The sequence below is a fragment of the Rhodococcus sp. NPDC056743 genome (genome assembly GCF_042790355.1).
Classification (GTDB): domain Bacteria; phylum Actinomycetota; class Actinomycetes; order Mycobacteriales; family Mycobacteriaceae; genus Rhodococcus_F.
Genome location: NZ_JBHTZI010000017.1, coordinates 68,512 through 87,876, shown reverse-complemented (window position 1 = coordinate 87,876; position 19,365 = coordinate 68,512). Strand labels below are relative to the sequence as shown.

20 protein-coding genes are annotated in these 19,365 nt (G+C 63.4%); 8 read left to right on the top strand and 12 right to left on the bottom strand.

Translation table 11 applies throughout. From position 1 onward, the window contains the following. A partial coding sequence (locus tag ACFRFQ_RS30045; RefSeq protein ID WP_378665232.1) for an NAD(P)(+) transhydrogenase (Re/Si-specific) subunit beta occupies positions 1 to 135 on the top strand: 135 nt, incomplete at its 5' end. 59 nt (positions 136 to 194) lie between these two features. On the opposite strand, the gene ACFRFQ_RS30040 is transcribed toward ACFRFQ_RS30045, so the two are convergent. Genes ACFRFQ_RS30040 through ACFRFQ_RS30020 form a run of 5 tightly spaced genes read right to left on the bottom strand, consistent with a single transcriptional unit; the run spans position 195 to position 5,166 of the window. Beyond that, on the bottom strand, positions 195 to 833 hold the full coding sequence (locus ACFRFQ_RS30040) for a hypothetical protein (protein WP_378665228.1): 639 nt from the start codon (positions 831 to 833) through the stop codon (positions 195 to 197). A gap of 40 nt (positions 834 to 873) precedes the next feature. Further along, positions 874 to 2,058 (bottom strand): MFS transporter, encoded by a 1,185-nt coding sequence (locus tag ACFRFQ_RS30035; protein WP_378665227.1) that lies wholly within the window; start codon positions 2,056 to 2,058, stop codon positions 874 to 876. A 29-nt stretch (positions 2,059 to 2,087) separates the two neighbouring features. Beyond that, positions 2,088 to 3,101: a dihydrolipoamide acetyltransferase family protein gene (locus ACFRFQ_RS30030; RefSeq protein ID WP_378665226.1), complete on the bottom strand. Its 1,014-nt coding sequence runs from the start codon at positions 3,099 to 3,101 to the stop codon at positions 2,088 to 2,090. Continuing rightward, on the bottom strand, positions 3,098 to 4,075 hold the full coding sequence (locus ACFRFQ_RS30025; RefSeq protein WP_378665225.1) for an alpha-ketoacid dehydrogenase subunit beta: 978 nt from the start codon (positions 4,073 to 4,075) through the stop codon (positions 3,098 to 3,100). Before ACFRFQ_RS30025 ends, ACFRFQ_RS30030 begins: the two co-directional genes overlap by 4 nt. Continuing rightward, positions 4,072 to 5,166, bottom strand: coding sequence for a thiamine pyrophosphate-dependent dehydrogenase E1 component subunit alpha (locus ACFRFQ_RS30020; protein WP_378665231.1), 1,095 nt, complete (start codon positions 5,164 to 5,166; stop codon positions 4,072 to 4,074). The genes ACFRFQ_RS30025 and ACFRFQ_RS30020 overlap by 4 nt, the downstream gene beginning before the upstream one ends. A 251-nt stretch (positions 5,167 to 5,417) precedes the next feature. On the opposite strand from ACFRFQ_RS30020, the gene ACFRFQ_RS30015 reads away from it, so the two are divergent. Then, a complete protein-coding gene (locus ACFRFQ_RS30015; protein ID WP_378665224.1) occupies positions 5,418 to 6,446 on the top strand; it encodes a phosphotransferase family protein in 1,029 nt (342 codons plus the stop codon). Here the strand turns inward: ACFRFQ_RS30015 and ACFRFQ_RS30010 are convergent. From ACFRFQ_RS30010 to ACFRFQ_RS30000, 3 genes are read right to left on the bottom strand one after another with little or no spacing between them, the layout of a single operon-like run. Further along, positions 6,443 to 6,892: an acyl-CoA thioesterase gene (locus tag ACFRFQ_RS30010; protein ID WP_378665223.1), complete on the bottom strand. Its 450-nt coding sequence runs from the start codon at positions 6,890 to 6,892 to the stop codon at positions 6,443 to 6,445. The genes ACFRFQ_RS30015 and ACFRFQ_RS30010 overlap by 4 nt on opposite strands. Further along, complete coding sequence (locus ACFRFQ_RS30005; RefSeq protein WP_378665222.1) at positions 6,889 to 8,112, bottom strand: benzoate/H(+) symporter BenE family transporter; 1,224 nt, start codon at positions 8,110 to 8,112, stop codon at positions 6,889 to 6,891. The genes ACFRFQ_RS30010 and ACFRFQ_RS30005 overlap by 4 nt, the downstream gene beginning before the upstream one ends. 37 nt (positions 8,113 to 8,149) lie before the next feature. Beyond that, positions 8,150 to 8,623, bottom strand: coding sequence for an Lrp/AsnC family transcriptional regulator (locus ACFRFQ_RS30000; protein WP_378665221.1), 474 nt, complete (start codon positions 8,621 to 8,623; stop codon positions 8,150 to 8,152). Positions 8,624 to 8,720: 97 nt separating this feature from the next. Between ACFRFQ_RS30000 and ACFRFQ_RS29995 the strand changes: the two genes are divergently transcribed. Further along, the gene (locus ACFRFQ_RS29995; protein ID WP_378665220.1) at positions 8,721 to 9,344 is read left to right on the top strand and encodes a LysE family translocator; all 624 of its coding nucleotides are present in this window, start codon (positions 8,721 to 8,723) and stop codon (positions 9,342 to 9,344) included. A gap of 24 nt (positions 9,345 to 9,368) precedes the next feature. Continuing rightward, positions 9,369 to 10,205 carry a sulfurtransferase gene (locus ACFRFQ_RS29990; protein WP_378665219.1) on the top strand — a complete coding sequence of 279 codons (837 nt, stop codon included), beginning with the start codon at positions 9,369 to 9,371 and terminating at the stop codon, positions 10,203 to 10,205. A 4-nt stretch (positions 10,206 to 10,209) separates the two neighbouring features. Here ACFRFQ_RS29990 and ACFRFQ_RS29985 read toward each other — a convergent pair whose 3' ends face one another. Both ACFRFQ_RS29985 and ACFRFQ_RS29980 read right to left on the bottom strand, forming a co-directional pair. Then, the gene (locus ACFRFQ_RS29985; RefSeq protein WP_378665218.1) at positions 10,210 to 10,671 is read right to left on the bottom strand and encodes a DUF6328 family protein; all 462 of its coding nucleotides are present in this window, start codon (positions 10,669 to 10,671) and stop codon (positions 10,210 to 10,212) included. Between the two features lie 13 nt (positions 10,672 to 10,684). Beyond that, positions 10,685 to 11,503, bottom strand: coding sequence for a shikimate 5-dehydrogenase (locus tag ACFRFQ_RS29980; RefSeq protein WP_378665217.1), 819 nt, complete (start codon positions 11,501 to 11,503; stop codon positions 10,685 to 10,687). Between the two features lie 129 nt (positions 11,504 to 11,632). Here ACFRFQ_RS29980 and ACFRFQ_RS29975 point away from each other — a divergent pair, with 129 nt between their 5' ends. Then, entirely contained in the window at positions 11,633 to 13,204 is a 1,572-nt protein-coding gene (locus ACFRFQ_RS29975) for a molybdopterin-dependent oxidoreductase (protein WP_378665216.1), read from the top strand. Position 13,205: 1 nt separating this feature from the next. Here the strand turns inward: ACFRFQ_RS29975 and ACFRFQ_RS29970 are convergent, their stop codons facing one another. Continuing rightward, positions 13,206 to 13,862, bottom strand: coding sequence for an HNH endonuclease family protein (locus ACFRFQ_RS29970; protein ID WP_378665230.1), 657 nt, complete (start codon positions 13,860 to 13,862; stop codon positions 13,206 to 13,208). A 56-nt stretch (positions 13,863 to 13,918) separates the two neighbouring features. Beyond that, on the bottom strand, positions 13,919 to 14,842 hold the full coding sequence (locus tag ACFRFQ_RS29965) for an NADP-dependent oxidoreductase (RefSeq protein WP_378665215.1): 924 nt from the start codon (positions 14,840 to 14,842) through the stop codon (positions 13,919 to 13,921). A gap of 40 nt (positions 14,843 to 14,882) precedes the next feature. Between ACFRFQ_RS29965 and ACFRFQ_RS29960 the strand changes: the two genes are divergently transcribed. From ACFRFQ_RS29960 to ACFRFQ_RS29950, 3 genes are all read left to right on the top strand, one after another. Then, positions 14,883 to 17,699 (top strand): DEAD/DEAH box helicase, encoded by a 2,817-nt coding sequence (locus tag ACFRFQ_RS29960; protein WP_378665214.1) that lies wholly within the window; start codon positions 14,883 to 14,885, stop codon positions 17,697 to 17,699. Beyond that, on the top strand, positions 17,696 to 18,466 hold the full coding sequence (locus ACFRFQ_RS29955) for an SWIM zinc finger family protein (RefSeq protein WP_378665213.1): 771 nt from the start codon (positions 17,696 to 17,698) through the stop codon (positions 18,464 to 18,466). Before ACFRFQ_RS29960 ends, ACFRFQ_RS29955 begins: the two co-directional genes overlap by 4 nt. 107 nt (positions 18,467 to 18,573) lie before the next feature. After that, positions 18,574 to 19,326: a GntR family transcriptional regulator gene (locus ACFRFQ_RS29950; protein ID WP_260684468.1), complete on the top strand. Its 753-nt coding sequence runs from the start codon at positions 18,574 to 18,576 to the stop codon at positions 19,324 to 19,326. Positions 19,327 to 19,365: the final 39 nt, after the last annotated feature.

The window sequence follows — 19,365 nt, the reverse complement described above, 5'->3', positions numbered from 1 at the left end:
GTGCTCAAGCGTTCGATGAACTCCGGCTTCGCCGGCATCGACAACCCGCTGTTCTTCGCCGACGGCACCTCCATGCTCTTCGGTGACGCGAAGAAATCCGTCGCCGAGGTCACGGAAGAACTCAAGGCCCTGTAAGTTCTTCTGCTTCAGAAAAAGGGCGCCTACTCGCAATCGCGAGTAGGCGCCTTTTGGTATCAGAGCTGAATGCTCCGATCCCGGGAGAATGCTATGGCCGCCGTATCCGGCCGGGCCGCTTCACGTTTCGCGGCGACGGGCGAGTGCTCCATCAGAATGGCTGCCACACAACCCCACGCCGCTGCGATCAGAAGGCCGGCAACCACGCCGAAAATTCCGCTCATCCCGGTGGCGACCACACTGACGGCGACCGCGGCAACTCCGGAGATGCCCAGTCCGACAATGACGGGTCGCCACCGCGGCGCAGAGATCAGAACTGCTGAGCCGTACAGGGCTGCCGCCGCAACAACATGTCCACTGGGAAGCAACGCGGCCGGTGCATCCGGGAGCCAGGAACCCAGTGCGGCACTGGTCAGGTTTGCGCCCACCCCGAGCATGAGTATGGCGCCGATACCGTAAGGCAAGGTGCGGATCATCGACACCGCGGCGAGGACCGCGGTGGCCGTCAACACTGCAGTGACGTCGACGAAGACGACGATCTGATCGGCAATGGATCTCAGCGAATCCGGAACAGTGACCGTCGGCGAATCGGGTCGGAGAAAGTACAGAACCCCGAGCGCCGCGGCACACACTGCGGCAAGGGCGAGGAAACGGGTTGTAGCGGACGGGGAGTGCGGGGCAGAGGTCGAGACGGTCACATGTCCAGCATCCCTGCTTTGTCTGTGACAAGCGTGAGGATCAGCTGTGATCTCGGTGGGTGGTCGAAGAATCGCGACGAACGACACCGGCGGACAGTGCTGCGACCAGCACGCAGACGAGTGGGATGAGCATTGCTGTGGTGAGTGGCACAATCTGCGTCGCCCAGCCGATCGTGGCGGGGCCGGCAAGAAACCCGATATAGCCCAATCCCACGACGCGAGACATGTTGGTACCAGCCGATCCTGAGCCCAGGTTGCCGGCGGTCGTGAAGATCTGGGGGATGCAACCGGAAAGCCCGGCGCCGAAGAGCGCCCAGCCGAAGAGGGTGAGCGGAAGCCACCCCGACAACACCACCGTCAACATTCCGACCGAGGAGATCATGGCGCCGTAGCGAACGACCGCGACGGGGCCGAGTGCGGCACTGATTCGATCTGCAGTGAATCGGCCGACCGTCATCATCGCGGAGAAAGCGCCGAAGGACAACGCTGCCACGGCATCCGAGACACCAAGGCCTTCCTTGACTTGCAGTGCACTCCAATCGTTTGCCACACCTTCGGCGAGCATCAGGACAAACGCGAGTGCGCCCAGCGCCAGTACCTTGGCCGAGAAGTGGCCGTGTGGTTGTTCCGCTGCGGTGGGGTGGGAGTGGTGCTCGATGCGCGGCAGCAGTGGCCGGGAACAGATCGCGACGGCCACGAAGCCGACCAGTGAAGCGGCGGTCAGGGTAGCCGATGGTGCGACGTCGAGTTTCAGAGTGGCGGCGCCGATAACCGAACCCACCACTCCGCCAACGGAGAACATGCCGTGGAACGCGGACATGATCGGCCGCCGGTACAACTGTTCTGCTTCGACGGCTTGGGAATTCATCGACACGTCCAAAGCGCCGTTGGCAAAACCGAAGGCCACCAGTGCTGCGCCCAATTGCCACGCGTTGGTGGCAAACCCCGGACCGAGTACGGCCGCGGACAAAGCCGTTCCCGCCAGGATCACCATCTTTCGGCTCCCGAAGCGGTCGGCGAGCGGGCCACTGAGTTGCATGCCGGCAATGGCGCCGACGGCGAGCAGGAGAAGCAGCGACCCGAGGGTGGAGTGGCTGATGCCGACGCGATGCTCGATCGACGGGATGTGCACCACCCACATGGCGAGCAGGAAGCCGTTGATGCCGAAGATGCCAAAAATGCCGGCGCGTGCGCGAATCAGAGTGGGGTCGGGGGCGATGCTCACCGTGACAGTCTGCCAGGGCAACGGGTGCGTCACAGATGGGCGAGAAGGACGGCCGGGTCAGTGAGCATCGACGCCACGAGCGTGAGGAACTGCGACGCCTGTTGCCCGTCCAGCGCGCGATGGTCGAATGTCAGTGAGAGCGTCACAACCTGCCGAATGGTGATCTGTCCGCCGCGAACCCACGGTCGTTCGTTCACGCTGCCCAGCGCGAGGATGGCGGCCTCGCCGGGATTGAGCAGCGCAACACCGCCGTCGACGCCGAACACCCCGACATTGGTGATCGTGATCGTGCCACCGGTCAGATGCGCGACGTCGGTACGGCCGGCGCGGGCCGTCGACGTCAGTTCGGTGATGCGGAGTGCAATCTCTCGCAGTGTCAGGCTGTCGGCGTCTTTGATGTTGGGAACCACGAGGCCGCTATCCGATGCCACCGCAATCCCCAGATTCACGTGTGGATGGACAACACTGCGTTCGGCCGTCTCGTCCCACGTCGCATTGACGCCGGGGTGCGACGCGATGGCGGTCACCAGAGATTTGGCGGCAAGCGTCAACGGTGTGACCGAACAGTTCTCGAAGTCTGCGCTTTTGCTCAGTGTTTCGAGTAGTTCCATCGACGCGGTGACGTCGCTCGTGACGAACACCGTTGCCTGGGGTGCGCGGGCGCTGGCGGTCATCGCCCGTGCCATCTGCTTGTGCTGGGCCGATTCCGGAGAAGCTTTTCTGCGTCGGCGACTTGCATGCGCCGTTTGGGGTCCGTAGCCGACCAGGACGGGCGGCGCGGACGCGTCGGCACCAACAGGGTCCGTACTCTCGATGCGGATGATCGGTGCCCCCACTGGCACGGTGGCGCCGGGTTCTGCGAGGAGTTCGGCGACCACTCCGGTGTACGGCGACGGAAGTTCGACTTGCGCCTTGGCCGTTTCGACGTCGGCGATCACCTGATCGATGCTGACGCGCTCGCCGACATTCACATGCCACGACACCAGTTCGGCGCTCGTGAGGCCCTCACCGAGGTCGGGAAGCCGGAACTCCGCGGTAGTCATGATGCCAACACGTCATCGAGTGCATCGAGGATTCGATCAGCGTCGGGTAGGTGGAACGATTCGAGTTTGGCCGGGGGATAGGGAATGTCGAAACCGGTCACGCGGCGGACGGGGGCCTTGAGGTCGTAGAAGCACTCGTGGGCGGCATGCGCAGCGATTTCGGCTCCCATCCCGAGAAACATCGGTGCCTCGTGGACGATGACAAGTCGTCCGGTCCGCCGCACCGACGCGTCCACCGTGTCGAAGTCGATCGGGGAGAGCGATCGGAGGTCGATCACTTCGAGGTGATTGCCTTCGTTCTCGGCGATGTCCGCAGCTTCCAGGGCTGTCGCGACCATCGATCCGTAGGCGACAACAGTGGCATCGCTGCCCGGGCGGACAACCCGCGCACTGTGCAGTGGCAGTGACGGTTCCGCGTCGACATCGACCTCCGCGGAGTTCCAGTAGCGCCGCTTCGGCTCGAGGAATATCACCGGATCGTCACACTCGACGGCCTGGCGGATCATGTGGAAACCGTCGGCCGGATTGCTCGGGTACACAACCCGCAGCCCCGCAGTGTGGGCGAAGTAGGCCTCCGGTGATTCCGAATGATGTTCCACGGCACCGATTCCGCCGCCACTGGGAATGCGAATCGTGATGGGTGCGCGTACCCGTCCCTGGGTGCGGTAATGGATTTTCGCGACCTGAGAGACGATCTGGTCGAAGGCCGGGTAGACAAAGCCGTCGAACTGAATTTCGCACACGGGCCGGTAGCCGCGCAGCGCCAGGCCGAAAGCTGTTCCGACGATTCCGGATTCGGCCAGTGGCATGTCCATGACCCGGTTCTCGCCAAAATCCTTCTGCAGTGCATCGGTGACCCGGAAAACGCCGCCGAGACGGCCGACGTCCTCACCGAGGATAACGACGTGGGGGTCTTGCTCGAGTGAACGTCGTAGTCCGGTGTTGAGTGCGGTCACGAGATTGACGATCGTCATGACATGGCCTCCTGATCGTCGAAACTTGCGAGATACTCCTGGTGCTGCGCACGTTCGTGTTCGATCAACGGGTGGGGGCCGGTGTAGACGTGATCGAACAGTGCCGAGGACGGTGGATCCGTGAAACCGATTGTGGCGCGGCGTACGCCATTCGCGACGTCGTCGGCAGCGGCAGCAATCTCGGCGGCACCCTCGTCGTCGAGGAATCCGCGGGAGGTGAGAAACAACCTCATGCGCTCGAGCGGATCGCGGGCCCGCCACTGCGCCATATCGGTGTCGGAGCGGTACCTGGAGGGGTCGTCGGAGGTGGTGTGCGGGCCCATGCGGCACGTGATTGCCTCGATGAATGATGGCCCGCTGCCCTCACGGGCGTGGGCGAGAGCCTTCCGAGTGACTGCCAGGACTGCGAGTACGTCATTTCCGTCGACGCGATACGACGGCATGCCGTAGCCTTCGGCGCGGTGCGAGATCGGTGTGCGGGACTGGAGTGAGACCGGTTCGCTGATCGCCCACTGATTGTTCTGGCAGAAGAAGACAACTCCGGCGCGGAAGCTGGCGGCAAAGCCCAGTGCTTCGGCGATATCGCCCTGGCTGGTGGCGCCGTCGCCAAAATAGGCGATGGTCGCGATTTCTGCGCCGTCGAGGTGGGCGCCCAGTGCGTAGCCCGTTGCGTGTAGTCCCTGGGAGCCGACAACAATCGCCGGGTTGGTCACGTTGAATTGTTCTGGATCCCAGGCTGAATGGGCGCACCCGCGCCACAGGACGGTCAGCGCGTGGGGCGGAATCCCGCGGCAGTAGGCAACGGCGTGCTCGCGGTACGAGATGAAGGCAAAATCGTCAGGCTCCAGCGCACGGGCTGACCCGACCTGCGCGGCTTCCTGGCCTGAAAGCGGTGCCCATAAACCGATTTCGCCTTGGCGTTGAAGTGTTACCGCGGTGGTGTCGATTCGGCGACTGATCACGAGATCGCGGTACAGCGAGAGGTAGTCGTCTCGCTCCAGATCGGCGATCAGACGGTCGTATTCCGGTCGGCACACCCGCGCGCCGTCCGGCTGAATGAGTTGGACTGGACAATCGAGGTTGCCGATCATCGTGAGTTCACCTCGGTTTCTGCTCATGCCGACGTGCCTTGTGGGCGATGTCGAGCAATCCCGGTGTGATATTCAGTTTTTTGTGAAGCTGTACTTCCCAGCATCCCCTTCGGCGCAGAATCCGCAAGTAGCAGAATCCGCAAGTACTGGTGGGTTTCGATGAGGAGAGACCATCACTGTTTCCGAACCGGTGGGTAACAATGGTGTCGGAACCGCCCGCCTTCGCGAATTCTCCGGCTAGCATCGGTGCGGTGAACGCAGTCGGACTGAACGAAGATGCTGTTTCAGGGTGGATCGCCGAGCTGGGCGTAGGCGCCACCACACCACTGACTTTCGAGAGGATCGGCAACGGTCAATCCAACCTCACGTATGCCGTCACCGATGCCGGAGGTGCGCGGTGGGTGCTGCGCAGACCCCCGCTCGGCACCTTGCTGGCATCGGCACATGACATAGTGCGGGAGCACCGCATCCTGTCGTCGCTGCAGGGCACAGCCGTTCCGGTGCCCAAGATCATCGGAATCACCGAAGACCCGGCTGTGACGGACGCCCCGCTGGTTCTCATGAGTTACGTCGACGGGGTTGTCATCGACGGTGTGCCGGTCGCGCAGAAGTTGACGGTGGAGCAGCGGCGAAACATCGGGTTGGCGTTGCCCAAGGCACTCGCCACCATCCACGGCGTCGATCTCGAGGAAACCGGCCTCGAGGATCTGGCCAGTCGTAAGCCGTTCGCGGAGCGGCAGCTCAAGAGATGGTCAGCGCAGTGGGAGAAGTCGAAGACCCGAGATATCCCCGATGTGGAACGGCTCGCGGACATTCTGCACCGGAACATTCCGGAACAGGCCGAAGTCAGCCTGGTTCACGGCGATTTCCATCTCAACAACATCATCACCGACCCGGCCGAAGGCCGAGTGCTGGCCGTAGTGGATTGGGAACTGTGTACGTTAGGTGATCCGCTTGCGGATCTTGGTGCGCTACTGGCATATTGGCCCGAAGCGGGCGACAAGGTGGCCGGCCCCTTCATGGCGTCGACGCTCGAGGGTTTCCCGAGTCGGGACGAACTGGTCGACGCATATGTTGCCGCCACCGGTCGCGACGTGTCGGCCGTCGGCTACTGGCACGTTCTGGCGTTGTGGAAGCTGTCGATCATCGCCGAGGGCGTACTGCGCCGAATCCTCGACGATCCCCGCAACAGGGCTGAGCACGGCGGCCCGACCGTGACACTGATCGACGGAATCGTTGAGCGCGCAGTTGCGACCGCAGACAAGTTGGGATTGAGCTAAGCAGCAAGGAGCGAACCGGCCGCGCCTTTGATCGCGGCCGGTATCGCCACCGATGTGCGGGTGACGGCGTCGACGTAGACGTGGACAAACCGTCCCGTCGCGGCGGCGACCCAGGTTCCGTCGGCGTTCTCGTGGAAGATCGCGAGCGAGTACACGATGCTCTTGGTACCCAACTTCTCGACCGAGATGCCGACCTGTAACTGTTCGGGGAACGTGAGTTCACTCAGGTATCGGCACGACGTCTCCGCCACAACCCCGATGGCCGGCAGCGTACGGATGTCGACGCCGGTGGCGGACATGAGCCACGCGTTCACCGCCGTGTCGAAGTACGAGTAGTAGGTCACGTTGTTCACGTGGCCGTAGTGGTCGTTGTCGTCCCAGCGGGTGGGTACCGGCCAGCGGACGGGAAACTCTTCGATCGAGATGACGGTATCTGCTGCGCTCACGATCTCGACCTTAGCGAGGTCAGTGGACCACTCGTGAGCGCGGCCCGCACGATCAAACCGATGAGGAGTGCCCAGAATGCCGATCCGATTCCGAGAACACTGACGCCGGACGCGGCGATGAGGAACGTGACCACAGCACCTTCACGTTCGGTGGCGTCGCTGAGCGCAGCGGTCAACGACGCTGCCAGGGGCGCCAAGAGTGCAAGCCCGGCAACGGTTTCCACCACGCCGGCCGGTGCCGCGACAACCAGTGCCGCGACGGCGGCAGAACCGGCGGCCAACGCCAGGTAGGCCCAACCGGCGGTGCTCGCCGCGATCCACCGCCGCTTCGGATCGGGGTGCGCCGTTGGCGCTGCCGCGAGCGCGGCGCTGATCGCGGCGAGGTTGACAGCGTGCCCGCCGGCCGGGGCTCCGAGGACGGTGCCGAGGCCGGTCACGATCATGGACGGTCGCCACGGAACGGTGTATCCGAACGAATTCATCACCGCCACACCGGGAATGTTCTGCGACGCCATCGTGACGATGTACAGCGGAATCGCAATTCCGACCATTGCCTGCCACGACCACGACGGCATGGTGAGATCGACGCGAGGAATCATCGCACCGACGTCGAGAGTGTTGTCGTCCGTGGTCGTCAGGCTGATGCAGATCACCACGGCTGCGGTCAGAAATGCCAGGGGAACGGCCCACCGCTTGGAAAACCGTTGTGCCGCAAGCCAGACCACGATGACCGGCGCTACCGCCAGCGGTGCGTCCCGGACCGCGAATATCGGCGCCAGGCACAAGGGGAGGAGAACTCCGGCCAGCATCGCCTGCGCCAGCGGAGTCGGGATCGCAGCGATGATCTTGCCCAGCGTCGGCCACAGCCCCGTCAGAACGATGGCAATTCCGACCACGACAAACGCGCCGACCGCGGCCGGCCAACCACCGTGCACCGCGCCGGCGCCGGCCAGCAGTGCCGCGCCCGGAGTCGACCAGGCCAGGGTGATCGGAATCTTGTACCGGCGGGACAGCCACAGCATGCCCAGTGCTTGAGTCACACAGAGAACCAACAGACCAGACGCGGCTTCGGTGGCGTCGGCGCCCACGGCACTCAGACCGGTGAGGACTACCGCAAATGAACTGGTGAATCCCACGAGCGCTGTCACGATTCCCGCGCTGATGGGCTGTGCGTTGCTTTCGGTGGCTTCCGGTTCGGTGGTAGGTGGGGAGTCCGACATGGTCAGTGATTCTGCCCGACGCCTGGAGCAGCGGTTCTCAGTGATCCGGTCGGATGGGCGCTGTGACCGCTTTGCCGTAGATGAGGTGAGTCTGCGCATGCCACACCTCCGGATGGGCTGCCAGGTGGTCGATCAATACCTTCTGCAGATGGGCGCTGTCCCGCACCGCGACGTGGAGAAAGAAGTCTTCCGGCCCCGAGACATTGAACAGCGCAAGCGTTTCCGGAAGGGCGAGCACATCGGCGGTGAAGCGGTCGACAAGATCACGGCGGTGTGGGCGCAGTTGCACGGCGATGATCGCCTGCATCGACCGGCCGACGGCAGCCGGGTCGACAACGGCGTGGATTCCGCTGATGGTCCCGTTTGCCCGCAACCGGCGCACACGTTCGTGGCACGACGACGTCGCCAGGCCCACTCGGTCGGCCAGAACCTTGTTGGTGATCGACGCATCTTTCTGTAATTCGGTCAGAATCTTCCAATCCACCGAATCCAGAGGATCATTCTTCGTCATCTGCCGGATTCTATCCGGAGTGGTTTTGAACTCCCCGGATCCAGTTGCACACTCCATCCATGAAGCGCATGAGGCAGATTCCGATGAGTACCCGAAGATGAGTACCACTCAGTGGCTTGCTTTTGGCTCCTTACTTTCTATCGTCCTGTTCACACCCGGTCCGGATTTTGTCCTGATCTTGCGGCATTCGTTGGCAGATCGTCGGACAGGTGCCGTGGTTGCCGCCGGCGTCATCACGGGATTGGTTGTCCATACCGCTGCCGCGTCGCTCGGTTTGTCAGCTCTGGTCGCGACACGTCCGCAGCTGCTCTCGGCCCTCACCTATGCCGGCGCGGCGTACCTGACCTGGTTGGGTATCGCCGCGATTCGCAGTGCGTTCAAAGCCCGAAGTGCCGGTGACACGATCAACGCCGCGTCGGAACCGACCCCGCCGCTGCGGGCATTCCGCTACGGGTTCCTGTCCAATCTCCTGAACCCGAAGGCTCTGCTGTTCTTTCTCGGCTTGCTTCCACAGTTTGTCGAACCAGGTCAGGGCGCCGGCCTGCGCACCCTGACGTTGGCCGGCGCCACAGTGGTGGCGGCTGCGCTGTGGTGGGCAGTAGTGGTGGTGCTCGCGGCCGGCGCCGGACGCAAGCTGCGGCGACCTGGCGTCGGAAAGCGCATCGACGTAGTGAGCGGAGTCCTACTTGTCGGGCTCGGGGCTTTCTTCGGTATTGCCTGAGGCGATCGTGCAAGTATGAGAGACATGACTGCACCCGTTCTTGTCGACGCCACTGAACTGGCTTCCCTCATCGAGGCGGGCACCCCGCCGGTCCTGCTCGACGTTCGGTGGGCGCTGGGTGATCCCCATGGCGCCCAGCACTTCCAGTCGGGTCACATCGCCGGCGCAGTATTTGTCGACCTCGATGGCGAGCTGGCCGCTCCGGCGTCGAAGGAAGCGGGACGCCACCCCTTGCCCACCATCGAAAATCTCCAGGTAGCAGCACGTCGATGGGGGATCGACGACGGAGATTCGGTTGTCTTGTACGACGCCACGGGCAACACCGCCGCAGCGCGCGGGTGGTGGTTGTTGCGTTGGGCCGGGCTCACTGATGTCCGTCTACTCGACGGTGGGTTGCAAGCCTGGGAAGCAGCCGATTTTCCGGTTGCGGTGGGCGCCGGTTCAGCAGTCACCGAGGGAAACGTGACGCTCGAGGCCGGGCATATGCCGGTCGTCGACATCGACGAGGCGGCGGGATGGTCGGCGAGCGGTGGTGTGCTTCTCGACGCACGGGCCGGTGAGCGGTACCGCGGTGAGGTCGAGCCGATCGACCCAGTGGCCGGGCACATTCCCGGTGCGGTGAATGCGCCTACCGGTGAGAACATCGATGGACAAGGAAAATTTGCGGGCACCGTTACTCTCCGCGAGCGGTTCTCCGCAGCGGGCGACGGGGATCGCTTTGCCGTGTATTGCGGATCGGGAGTGACTGCGGCGCATCAGATTGCGGCTTTGGCGATAGCGGGATACGACGCGGCGCTCTTCCCTGGTTCGTGGTCGCAGTGGTCCAACGACGGCTCTCGTCCGGTAGCCACCGGAGAGTAGGTTCTCAGCTGTCGTCGCGTGTGATCAGTGCGGGGACGGCGAACCAGAGCGTGGTGAACATGACGGCCGCGCAGACGGCTAGGATCTTCGCGCCGATGCCGCCCATCGCGATCTCGGCAATCAGGAGCACGGTGCCGGTCATGGATGCCGCGAGAAAAGCGGTGCCGCACAAGGCAAATCGATTGGAGATCGCCAAGATGCGCTCCCGGTATCCGCGGCGAAACAGGACTCGATGCCACACTGCCGGTGCCATGAGGAGACCGAAGGAAATGGCAACCAGCATCACCGTCACCAGGTGAATGGTCTTGATGTAGACCGACGACTCCTCGTAGCGCTCCGTGAAGGCCACAGCGAGCAGAAACGCGAACAAGATCTGAACACCGGAGAGAGCAACCCGTAGTTCTTGCAATAGCTCGTTGAAGTTCCGAGCGAGTTGCACGGGAGGGCTCTCCCCGGTGTCGTTCATAGTGTCGAGTTTGTCACGCTCGCGAGTATTCCGAGGCGCGTTGGATCTGTTCGGCGCTGGGGCGCACCCCGGTGTACAGGGCAAATTGCTCGGCAGCTTGCAGCGCGATAACCGAGGCGCCCGTGATCACGGTCTTGCCGAGTTCTTCGGCCAAGGCGATCAGGGGAGTGTGCGCGGGCATCGCCACGACGTCGAAAACGACCTCCGCGGTGCGCACCACGACGTCCGGGAACGACAGTGCATCGGCTTCGGGGCCACTTGCCATCCCGATCGGCGTGGCGTTGATCAGAACGCCGGGACGCAGATCGTCGAGGTCTTCCCGCCACGAGAATCCGTACTGCGTGGCCAGTGCGTCACCGGCCGCCTTGTTGCGTGCGACCACAGTGACGTCGGTGAAACCGGTGTCACGAACCGCTGCGACGACGGCTTTGGCCATGCCGCCGCTGCCGGCGACTGTGACCGAGAGTGACGTGTCTACGTTGTTCTCGCGCAACAGGTTTGCCACCGCTTGATAGTCGGTGTTGTAGGCGTGCAGGATGCCGTCCTCGTTGACGATGGTGTTGACGGAGTCGATTGCGGACGCACTGTCGTGCATGACGTCGACATGAGCGATCACCTGCTCCTTGAACGGCATCGACACCCCGCACCCGCGGATGCCGAGCGCGCGGATACCTGCGACCGCTGCGGGAACATCAGTGGTGGTGAACGCCTTGTAGACGAAGTTGAGGCCCAATTCCTCGTACAGATAGTTGTGGAATCTGGTGCCGATGTTGCTCGGTCGTCCGGATAGCGACATGCACAGCAGCGTGTCCTTGTTGAGGTCGACAGTCATGGCGTCAACTCTAATCCGGGCTACCGTGAACTTCAGGGCAGTGATCAGACCCATCCACTCACGGATCGGTTCCGAATACGAGGTAACCGATCCCCAGAACCACTCGCACCGAGCAGAACCGAGACGCACATGGTCACTCACAGCATCGAGGAACACCCGGAAGCTCAGACGCGGCCGCGTCGCAGGTTGGTGGCCCGTGCCATCTCCGGCGTACTTGCCGCAGCGGTGGTTCTGGGGGTAGGACAGCTGGTTGCCCTGCTGATCAACCCGGACTCCTCGCCGTTCTATGCCGTCGGTTCCACCACGGTGGACCGGACTCCCGCGTGGGCACGCGAGTTCGCGATCGACACCTTCGGGACCAACGACAAACCCGCGCTCTTCATCGGAATGTCGATTCTGATCGCCTTGCTCGGCGCACTCGCGGGTCTCCTCGAGCGCCGCAGACGCCCCTTCGGCAGTGCCATCCTTGTTGCCCTCGGACTGGTGGGTGTCTATGCGGCAGTGAACCGGCCGACGGCTGATGCGATGTACGCGTTCCCCACGATCATCGGTGTTGTTACCGGCGTCGTCACGCTGCGGCTGTTGATCGGGCAACTCGATGTGGCGCCCGCGCCCGGAGTTCCCGACACGTGGCTGCCGCGTCGGCAGTTCCTGATGCTCGCCGGGGTTGCGTTTGCCGTCGCTGCCGCTGCCGGTGCTGCCGGAAAGTTCGTGGGGCAGCGCATCGCCGGGGCGTCTGCGAACCGGGCGGACTTCGTGGTTCCGACTGCTGCCTCAGCGGCGCCACCGATTCCGGCCGCTGCGAACATCGGTGTTGCCGGTGCGTCGACGTACATCACTCCCAACGACGATTTCTATCGGATCGACACGGCGCTTCTCGTCCCGCAGCTCACGACGGACTCGTGGGAACTGCGCATTCACGGCATGGTGGACCGCGAGATGACCTTGTCGTTCGACGATTTGGTTGCCAGGACGCCGATCGAACGGGTCGTCACTTTGACGTGCGTGTCCAACGAGGTGGGTGGCAATCTCGCGGGCAACGCCACCTGGATCGGGTACCCGATGAAGGACATCCTCGAGGAAGTGGGCGTGCACCCGGACGCCGACATGCTGCTCTCGACCAGCGTTGACGGGTTCACCGTCGGAACCCCGGTTGAGGTGGTGACCGACGGCCGTGACGCCATGCTGGCCGTCGCGATGAACGGGGAGCCGCTGCCGTTCGAGCACGGCTATCCGGTCCGTCAGGTGGTGCCGGGGCTGTACGGTTTCGTCTCCGCGACAAAGTGGGTCACCGAGTGGGAACTGACCAGGTTCGATCAGGTGGACGCCTATTGGACGCAACGAGGATGGGGCGCGCAGGCGCCGATCAAAACGGCGTCGCGGATCGAAGTGCCGGCGTCGTTGGCACCCGTGAACGCCGGTCAGGTTCAGCTGGCGGGGACCGCGTGGGCCCAGCACCGCGGCATCAAGACGGTGGAGCTTCGGGTCGACAACGGGCCGTGGCAACCGGCAACGCTCGCCCAGGAGTATTCGATCGACACGTGGCGTCAGTGGTCGTGGTTGTGGGACGCGACGCCGGGGTTGCACACCGTGCAGGTTCGGGCCACCGATCTGGACGGGAACGTTCAGGTCGAGGAACGGACTCCGCCCATTCCCGGTGGTGCAACGGGTTGGCACACACGATCGTTCACGGTGAAGTAGGTCAGCAGCGAGCTTCTTCGAGTTCGGTGAGTGCGGTGTGGTCGGCTCGGCTGATCGGCAGTCCGTACGAGACGGCTACGTTCAGGTACTTCCAGGCGTAAAAGCAGTGGTAGGCAGGATTGGGCGGGAGCCACTGCCCGGGTGTGCTGTCACCTTTCGACTGATTCTCGCTGCCCTTGACCGCCATCAGATTCAGCTCTGTGTCGTTCGCGAACCGCATGCGCACACTCAGTGGCCACGTATTCGCGCCGAAATCCCAAGCAGCGGCAAGAGGATAGACGTGGTCGATCTGGACTGCATTGGCCTGGCCGCGATCGAACTCGATTCGATCACCGGAGTACGGGTCCGTCATCACGCCGGACAGTACGACGCAGTCCCGGGTTCCAGGTTTGAACGTTGGTTCCGAAAGGTCTTGGGCCAGAACATTGTTACGGGTGTCGCAACCGTCGTGACCCATCGGGGCGTCCTGATCGTCGGACCACGCCGGACCGAAAACGCACGCCTGCCCGCTCTTGCAGCCACGCTCGTATCCGCCCGGATGGGGGCGTTGATCGACGACGGCGACTTGGTTGAGCAACTGCTCGAGCTCGGTCGTGGTGGGGTTACCCGGTACAGAACTCCCGTTGCCGATCGCGCCGCACGACGAGAGAACGAACATGACGATCGTGGCCGCTATCGCCCACGAGCCCCTGCGTCCCACCGCCACCCCTCTCGCTATTGATCGAACTCGATCACCACTTTGCCCGCGCTGTGCCCACTCTCCACGCCGGCAAGTGCGGAGCCGGCCTGCTCGAAGGAAAAGCGCTGCCCGACGGCCGGGTCGAGGGAACCGTCTGCCACCAACTCGGCGACCGCGGTGAAAACCGCGGTGGTGCGTCGACGCTCGACTCCGCTGCCGCCGAGTCCGGTGGCCGCAACGGGATCGGCGACGCTGATGAGCGGGGCGCCCGGTCGCCGCAGCGCAGCACCTTGGTGCAGAGTATCGCCGCCGACCAGGTCGAAGACGCCGTCAACCCCGCTGGGCGCGAGGGCGGCAACGGCGTCTGCCCACAGATCACCCGAGTCCACCCACAGCGATCCGGTTGCCTCGACGGCCGCCTGCTTGGATGCGCTGGCGACGCCGAGCACAGTGATACCGCGCCCTCGGGCCAAGGCCAGAGTGCTCGTTCCGACTCCGCCGCCCGCACCGAGCACCAGCAGGGTGGCTCCGGCTGCGAGGCCCAGATCATGAAGCGCGTCGTACGCGGTTCCGCAGGCGACAGGTATCACGGCGGCGTCGGCCCAGGAGACGCCGCTCGGTTTGTGTGCGGCCTGCGATGCATTGAGCACGGTCGCTTCGGTGTATCCGCCGAATCCTGTTGCCGTGGAGCCGAACACCTCGTCGCCGACCTCGAACTCCGTGACCCGCGGTCCGACGGCGGTGACCACGCCAGACACCTCGCGGCCGAGTACGGCCGGCAGTGTCACCGGTACGGTGTCCTTTCGTGTTCCCGCACGAACCTTCCAATCGGCCGGATTGACTCCGGCGGCGCGGACGGACACCACGATCTGTTCGGCGCCCGGTGGCGGTAGGGACACGTCGAAGAACGATTGGGTCGCCGGACCGCCGTACTCGGTGAAACCGAATGACAAAACCATGACAACAGCCTATGTCGGTAGCACCTGATTGGATGGTCGGATGCTACATGGACTCTGGTCACCGGGATCGGGGCTCAAACTCTGGGTAGACGGACACGAGGGCGCCGGGGTCGACGATCCCCGCGACCCGGTCAGTGCTGTCCTACACCGAAAATTCCGTCATCGAGTAAGTATCGCGATGCCGTCCGTGCCGGGTGGCCCACTGCAGAGTGAATACGCTGCGGTGGCGCTGGCACCGGGCGACGCCGTTGACCTGCTACTTCGGATCAAACCTGCAGATGGCCGGGTTGCCGGCGACCTGCACTATCTCGTCCACGTTGTCCGGGGAATCGAGCGGTGGGTGCGGGCCGGCCGGGTTGTTCCAGAACTGGGCCGGGCGGAGGGCAGTTGGTGGCCGCGCTGGCGACTGTTGATCGACGAGCGTCAGCGCGCGTGGCTGGGCGAGTTGGTTGTTGCGATGCCTCCCGTGCAGCGCGCGGTGGGATCACCCCGAGCCGTCCTGGACGACGTAGTTCTCGAACTGACCGATTCGGTTGTTCGCCGAGTGCTGGGCGAGTCGGTCGACATTCCCACGACCGGGCTGTGGGCGGCATTGGTGCGCGGCGAGCAGTTCGACAATGCGGAATTGCGAGTTGCGTCGTCTCTGACGGAGTGGCGCGGCACTCTCACCGCTGACGAACCCGATTTGGTTCTGCGGTTGATCGAACCGGAACTGAGCGAAGATGCTGATGTCGATGCAGAAGCGCTGTGGCGACTGCAGGTATGCCTTCGGGCGGAAGGTGAAGCCCCCGAACGTATCCGGCTGCACCGTGCCGATGCCGCGCGCCTGCAAGTAGGTAGCCGAAAACTCGAGGAAGCCATCGCGGCCTACCCGCGCTTTCGGGATGTGCCCCGCGACGACGACAGCTTGGATCTCCTGCTGCCGACCCCTGTGGTGATGGATCTGGTCGGTCATGGCGCTATCGCGTTGCAGGAGAAAGGGATCACGCTCCTGCTGCCTCGGGCGTGGAGCGTCGTGTCGCCGTCGTTGCGCGTGAAAGTCACCTCGGCGTCCTCGCCGATCGTTGCGGAGAATCGCACGGTCGGTCTCGATCAGTTGGTGGAATACGACTGGGAGTTGGCGCTCGGAGACAAAGTGCTCACACCGGAGGAAATGGGCCGCCTGGTCGACGCGAAATCGGACCTTGTGCGTTTGCGCGGTGAGTGGGTCCAAGCCGACCGGGAGGTGCTCGCGCGCGCTGCTCGTTTTGTCGGCGAGCGCCACGCAAGCGGCGACCGGGCCATCATCGAACTGATCAAGGACCTGATCGCCGACGACCTCAAAGACCTGCCCGTCGAAGAGGTGACGGCAACGGGGTGGGCGTCGGCGCTGCTGAACAATTCGGTGGAACCGGCAGAGGTTCCGGTTCCGGCAGACGTCAATGCGGTGCTGCGACCCTATCAGCGGCGAGGGCTCAACTGGTTGGCGTACATGAGTGCTCTCGGGTTGGGTGCGGTGCTGGCGGACGACATGGGGTTGGGAAAGACGCTCCAACTGTTGGCGTTGCTCGCACACGAGAAGTCCACGACACCAACACTGTTGGTGTGTCCGATGTCGGTGGTCGGCAACTGGCAACGCGAGGCGGCGCGGTTTGTTCCGAGCCTGCGGGTGTACGTCCATCATGGTTCCGATCGAGCAACGGGTGCGGCATTGGAGGCCGCGGTGCGAAACAACGACCTGGTCATCACGACCTACGCCTTGATGACGCGCGACGTTGCTGCCCTGAAGGATCTCGACTGGCGACGTGTTGTGCTCGACGAGGCGCAGCACATCAAGAATGCCAAGACGTCGCAGGCGCGCGCCGCTCGCAGCATTCCTGCGGCACATCGGGTTGCACTGACCGGAACTCCGGTGGAGAACCGGTTGGACGAGCTGCGATCCATCCTCGACTTCGCCAACCGTGGTGTGCTCGGCTCGGAACAGATGTTCCGCGAACGCTTTGTCGTGCCGATCGAACGCGAGAAGGACGAACTTGCCGTCTCACGGCTCCGTGCCGTCACCTCGCCGTTTGTCCTGCGGCGAGTCAAGACCGATCCCGCTGTCATCTCCGATCTTCCGGAAAAACTCGAGATGACGGTTCGCGCAAACCTCAGCGAAGAGCAAGCAGCTCTGTATCGCGCAGTAGTCGACGACATGATGGCCCAGATCAAGGGCACGGAAGGGATGAAGCGCAAAGGCGCGGTGCTCTCTGCTCTCACCAAGCTCAAACAGGTCTGCAACCATCCGGCACATTTTCTTCGTGACGGATCTGCGGTGATGCGTCGCGGTCAGCATCGTTCCGGCAAACTCGGTTTGATCGAAGATATCGTCGAATCGGTGACTGCCGAGGAAGAGAAAGTGTTGCTGTTCACGCAGTTCCGCGAGTTCGGCGAACTGGTCGTGCCGTACCTCTCCGAGCGGTTCAGTACGGGGGTCCCGTTTCTTCACGGCGGCGTGTCGAAGGCCGGCCGTGACACCATGGTCGAGGAATTTCAGAGCGCCGGCGGACCGCCGATCATGGTGCTCTCGCTCAAAGCGGGCGGAACGGGACTGAATCTGACCGCAGCGAATCACGTTGTGCACATGGATCGGTGGTGGAATCCCGCGGTCGAGAATCAGGCTACCGACAGAGTGTTCCGCATCGGGCAGCATCGCAACGTCCAGGTCCGCAAGATGGTCTGTGTCGGGACATTGGAAGAACGGATCGACACGATGATCGACACGAAGAGTGAATTGGCCGAACTGGCCGTCGGAACAGGAGAGAACTGGGTGACGGAGATGAGCGTCGAACAGCTCGGTGAGTTGCTCCGACTCGGGGACGATGCGGTGGGCGAATGAGTCCGCGTCGTGGAGGTCCCGATTTCAGTGAATATACGGGCGCACGTAAGCGAGCGGCGCCGATCAAGTCGCGTCCCGCTTTCGGCCGGACGTTCTGGGGCAAGGCATTTGTCCGGGTCATCGAGCAGATCGGCGACAAGGGCCGTGTCTCGCGAGGTCGAACCTTCGCTCGCACGGGCAAGGTCCTGCCGCTCGATATTCGGCCGGGACGGGTGACGGGTGAAGCATGGGGGACCCAACTCGAACCCTTCACTGCCACTCTCTCGATCAGCACACTCGACAACACCGATATCGACGACATCATCACCAAACTCCGCAGGGTCCCTGGCTCATTGGCCTCGCTGGTCTCCGGGGTGGTGCCGGACATGCTCGCCGCGCAACTCCTGCCGGACGGGCCGGGCGCTTTCCAATTCGACTGCACCTGCCCCGACGACGGATGGCCGTGTAAACATGCTGCGGCCGTGGCCTTCCTGACCGCCGAGCGGATCGATACCGATCCGCTGCAGCTTCTGCTCCTCCGCGGGGTCGACCTAGGCGATGTGATCGGGGGAGTGGAAGACGAGACCACTATCGCGGTCGACGTGGATAGCTGGTTCGGGGACTCGTCTCTTCTCCCAGGATTGCCGCGAGTCGAATTCCGGGCTGCGATAGACGATCTGGACCTCAATGCCTTGCGGGCCTCGGTGGCTGCACTGGGATTGGATTTGGCACAGCAAAACGTCGCGCTTGCGGAACTGCGGGCAATTTACCGGCAATTGGACTCCTGAGCCCAACCACTAGGATCCCGGTGCCTGTTCCAGTATCGTGAAGTGGACAGGTCCGGTAGGGACCTGTCGACGATAGATTCTTTCACTTCACGAAAGGGGCAGCCGCCGTGATGCCCGTACATCTGCGCGACAGCGCTATACCCAAACACGAGCAACTGCGAAACATTCTGCTGCACAAGTGCACCCGCGAGTTGCAGCCGGGCGACCTGATGACCAGTGAGCGCAACCTGATGCAGGATTACGGCGTCAGCCGAATCACGGTTCGCGAGGCGATCGGTCAACTCGTCAACGACGGCTATCTCGTGCGCGTGCGTGGCAAGGGAACCTTTGTCGCTCATCGTCAGGTTCAGTCCAAACTGCACCTGGCGTCGTTCACCGAGGAAATGCGAGCCCAGGGACACGTCCCCACCACTGTTGTCCTCGTCAACGAGGAAGACACCGTGCCGGACGCCACAGCGTCTGCGCTCGGAATGGAGCCGGGATCGGTGGGCTACCACGTCAAACGCCTGCGTTTGGCCGACGGTGAACCGGTGAGCGTTGACGACGGTTGGTACAACCCGCAGCAATTGCCCGGGCTCACCGACCTCGACCTGACCGGTTCGATCTACCGTGCGACGGCCGACAAGTACGACAAGCCGATCGACCGCGCGGAACAGACCGTCAGCGCTGATGGCGCAACTATCGAGATCGCCACGTTGCTCGGGACCAAGAAGGGCGCACCGGTCCTGTACTTCGATCGTGTGTCCTTCAGCGAGGGCGCGCCGATCGAGCACACGTGCAGTTGGTACCGCTCCGATCGTTATCAACTGCAGATGGAAGTACAGGGAAACGAACGAGCAGGCACCCGCGTCGGGTCTTGAATCGCGAACAGCAGGCGGGCGCATCCTCTTTCGAGGGTG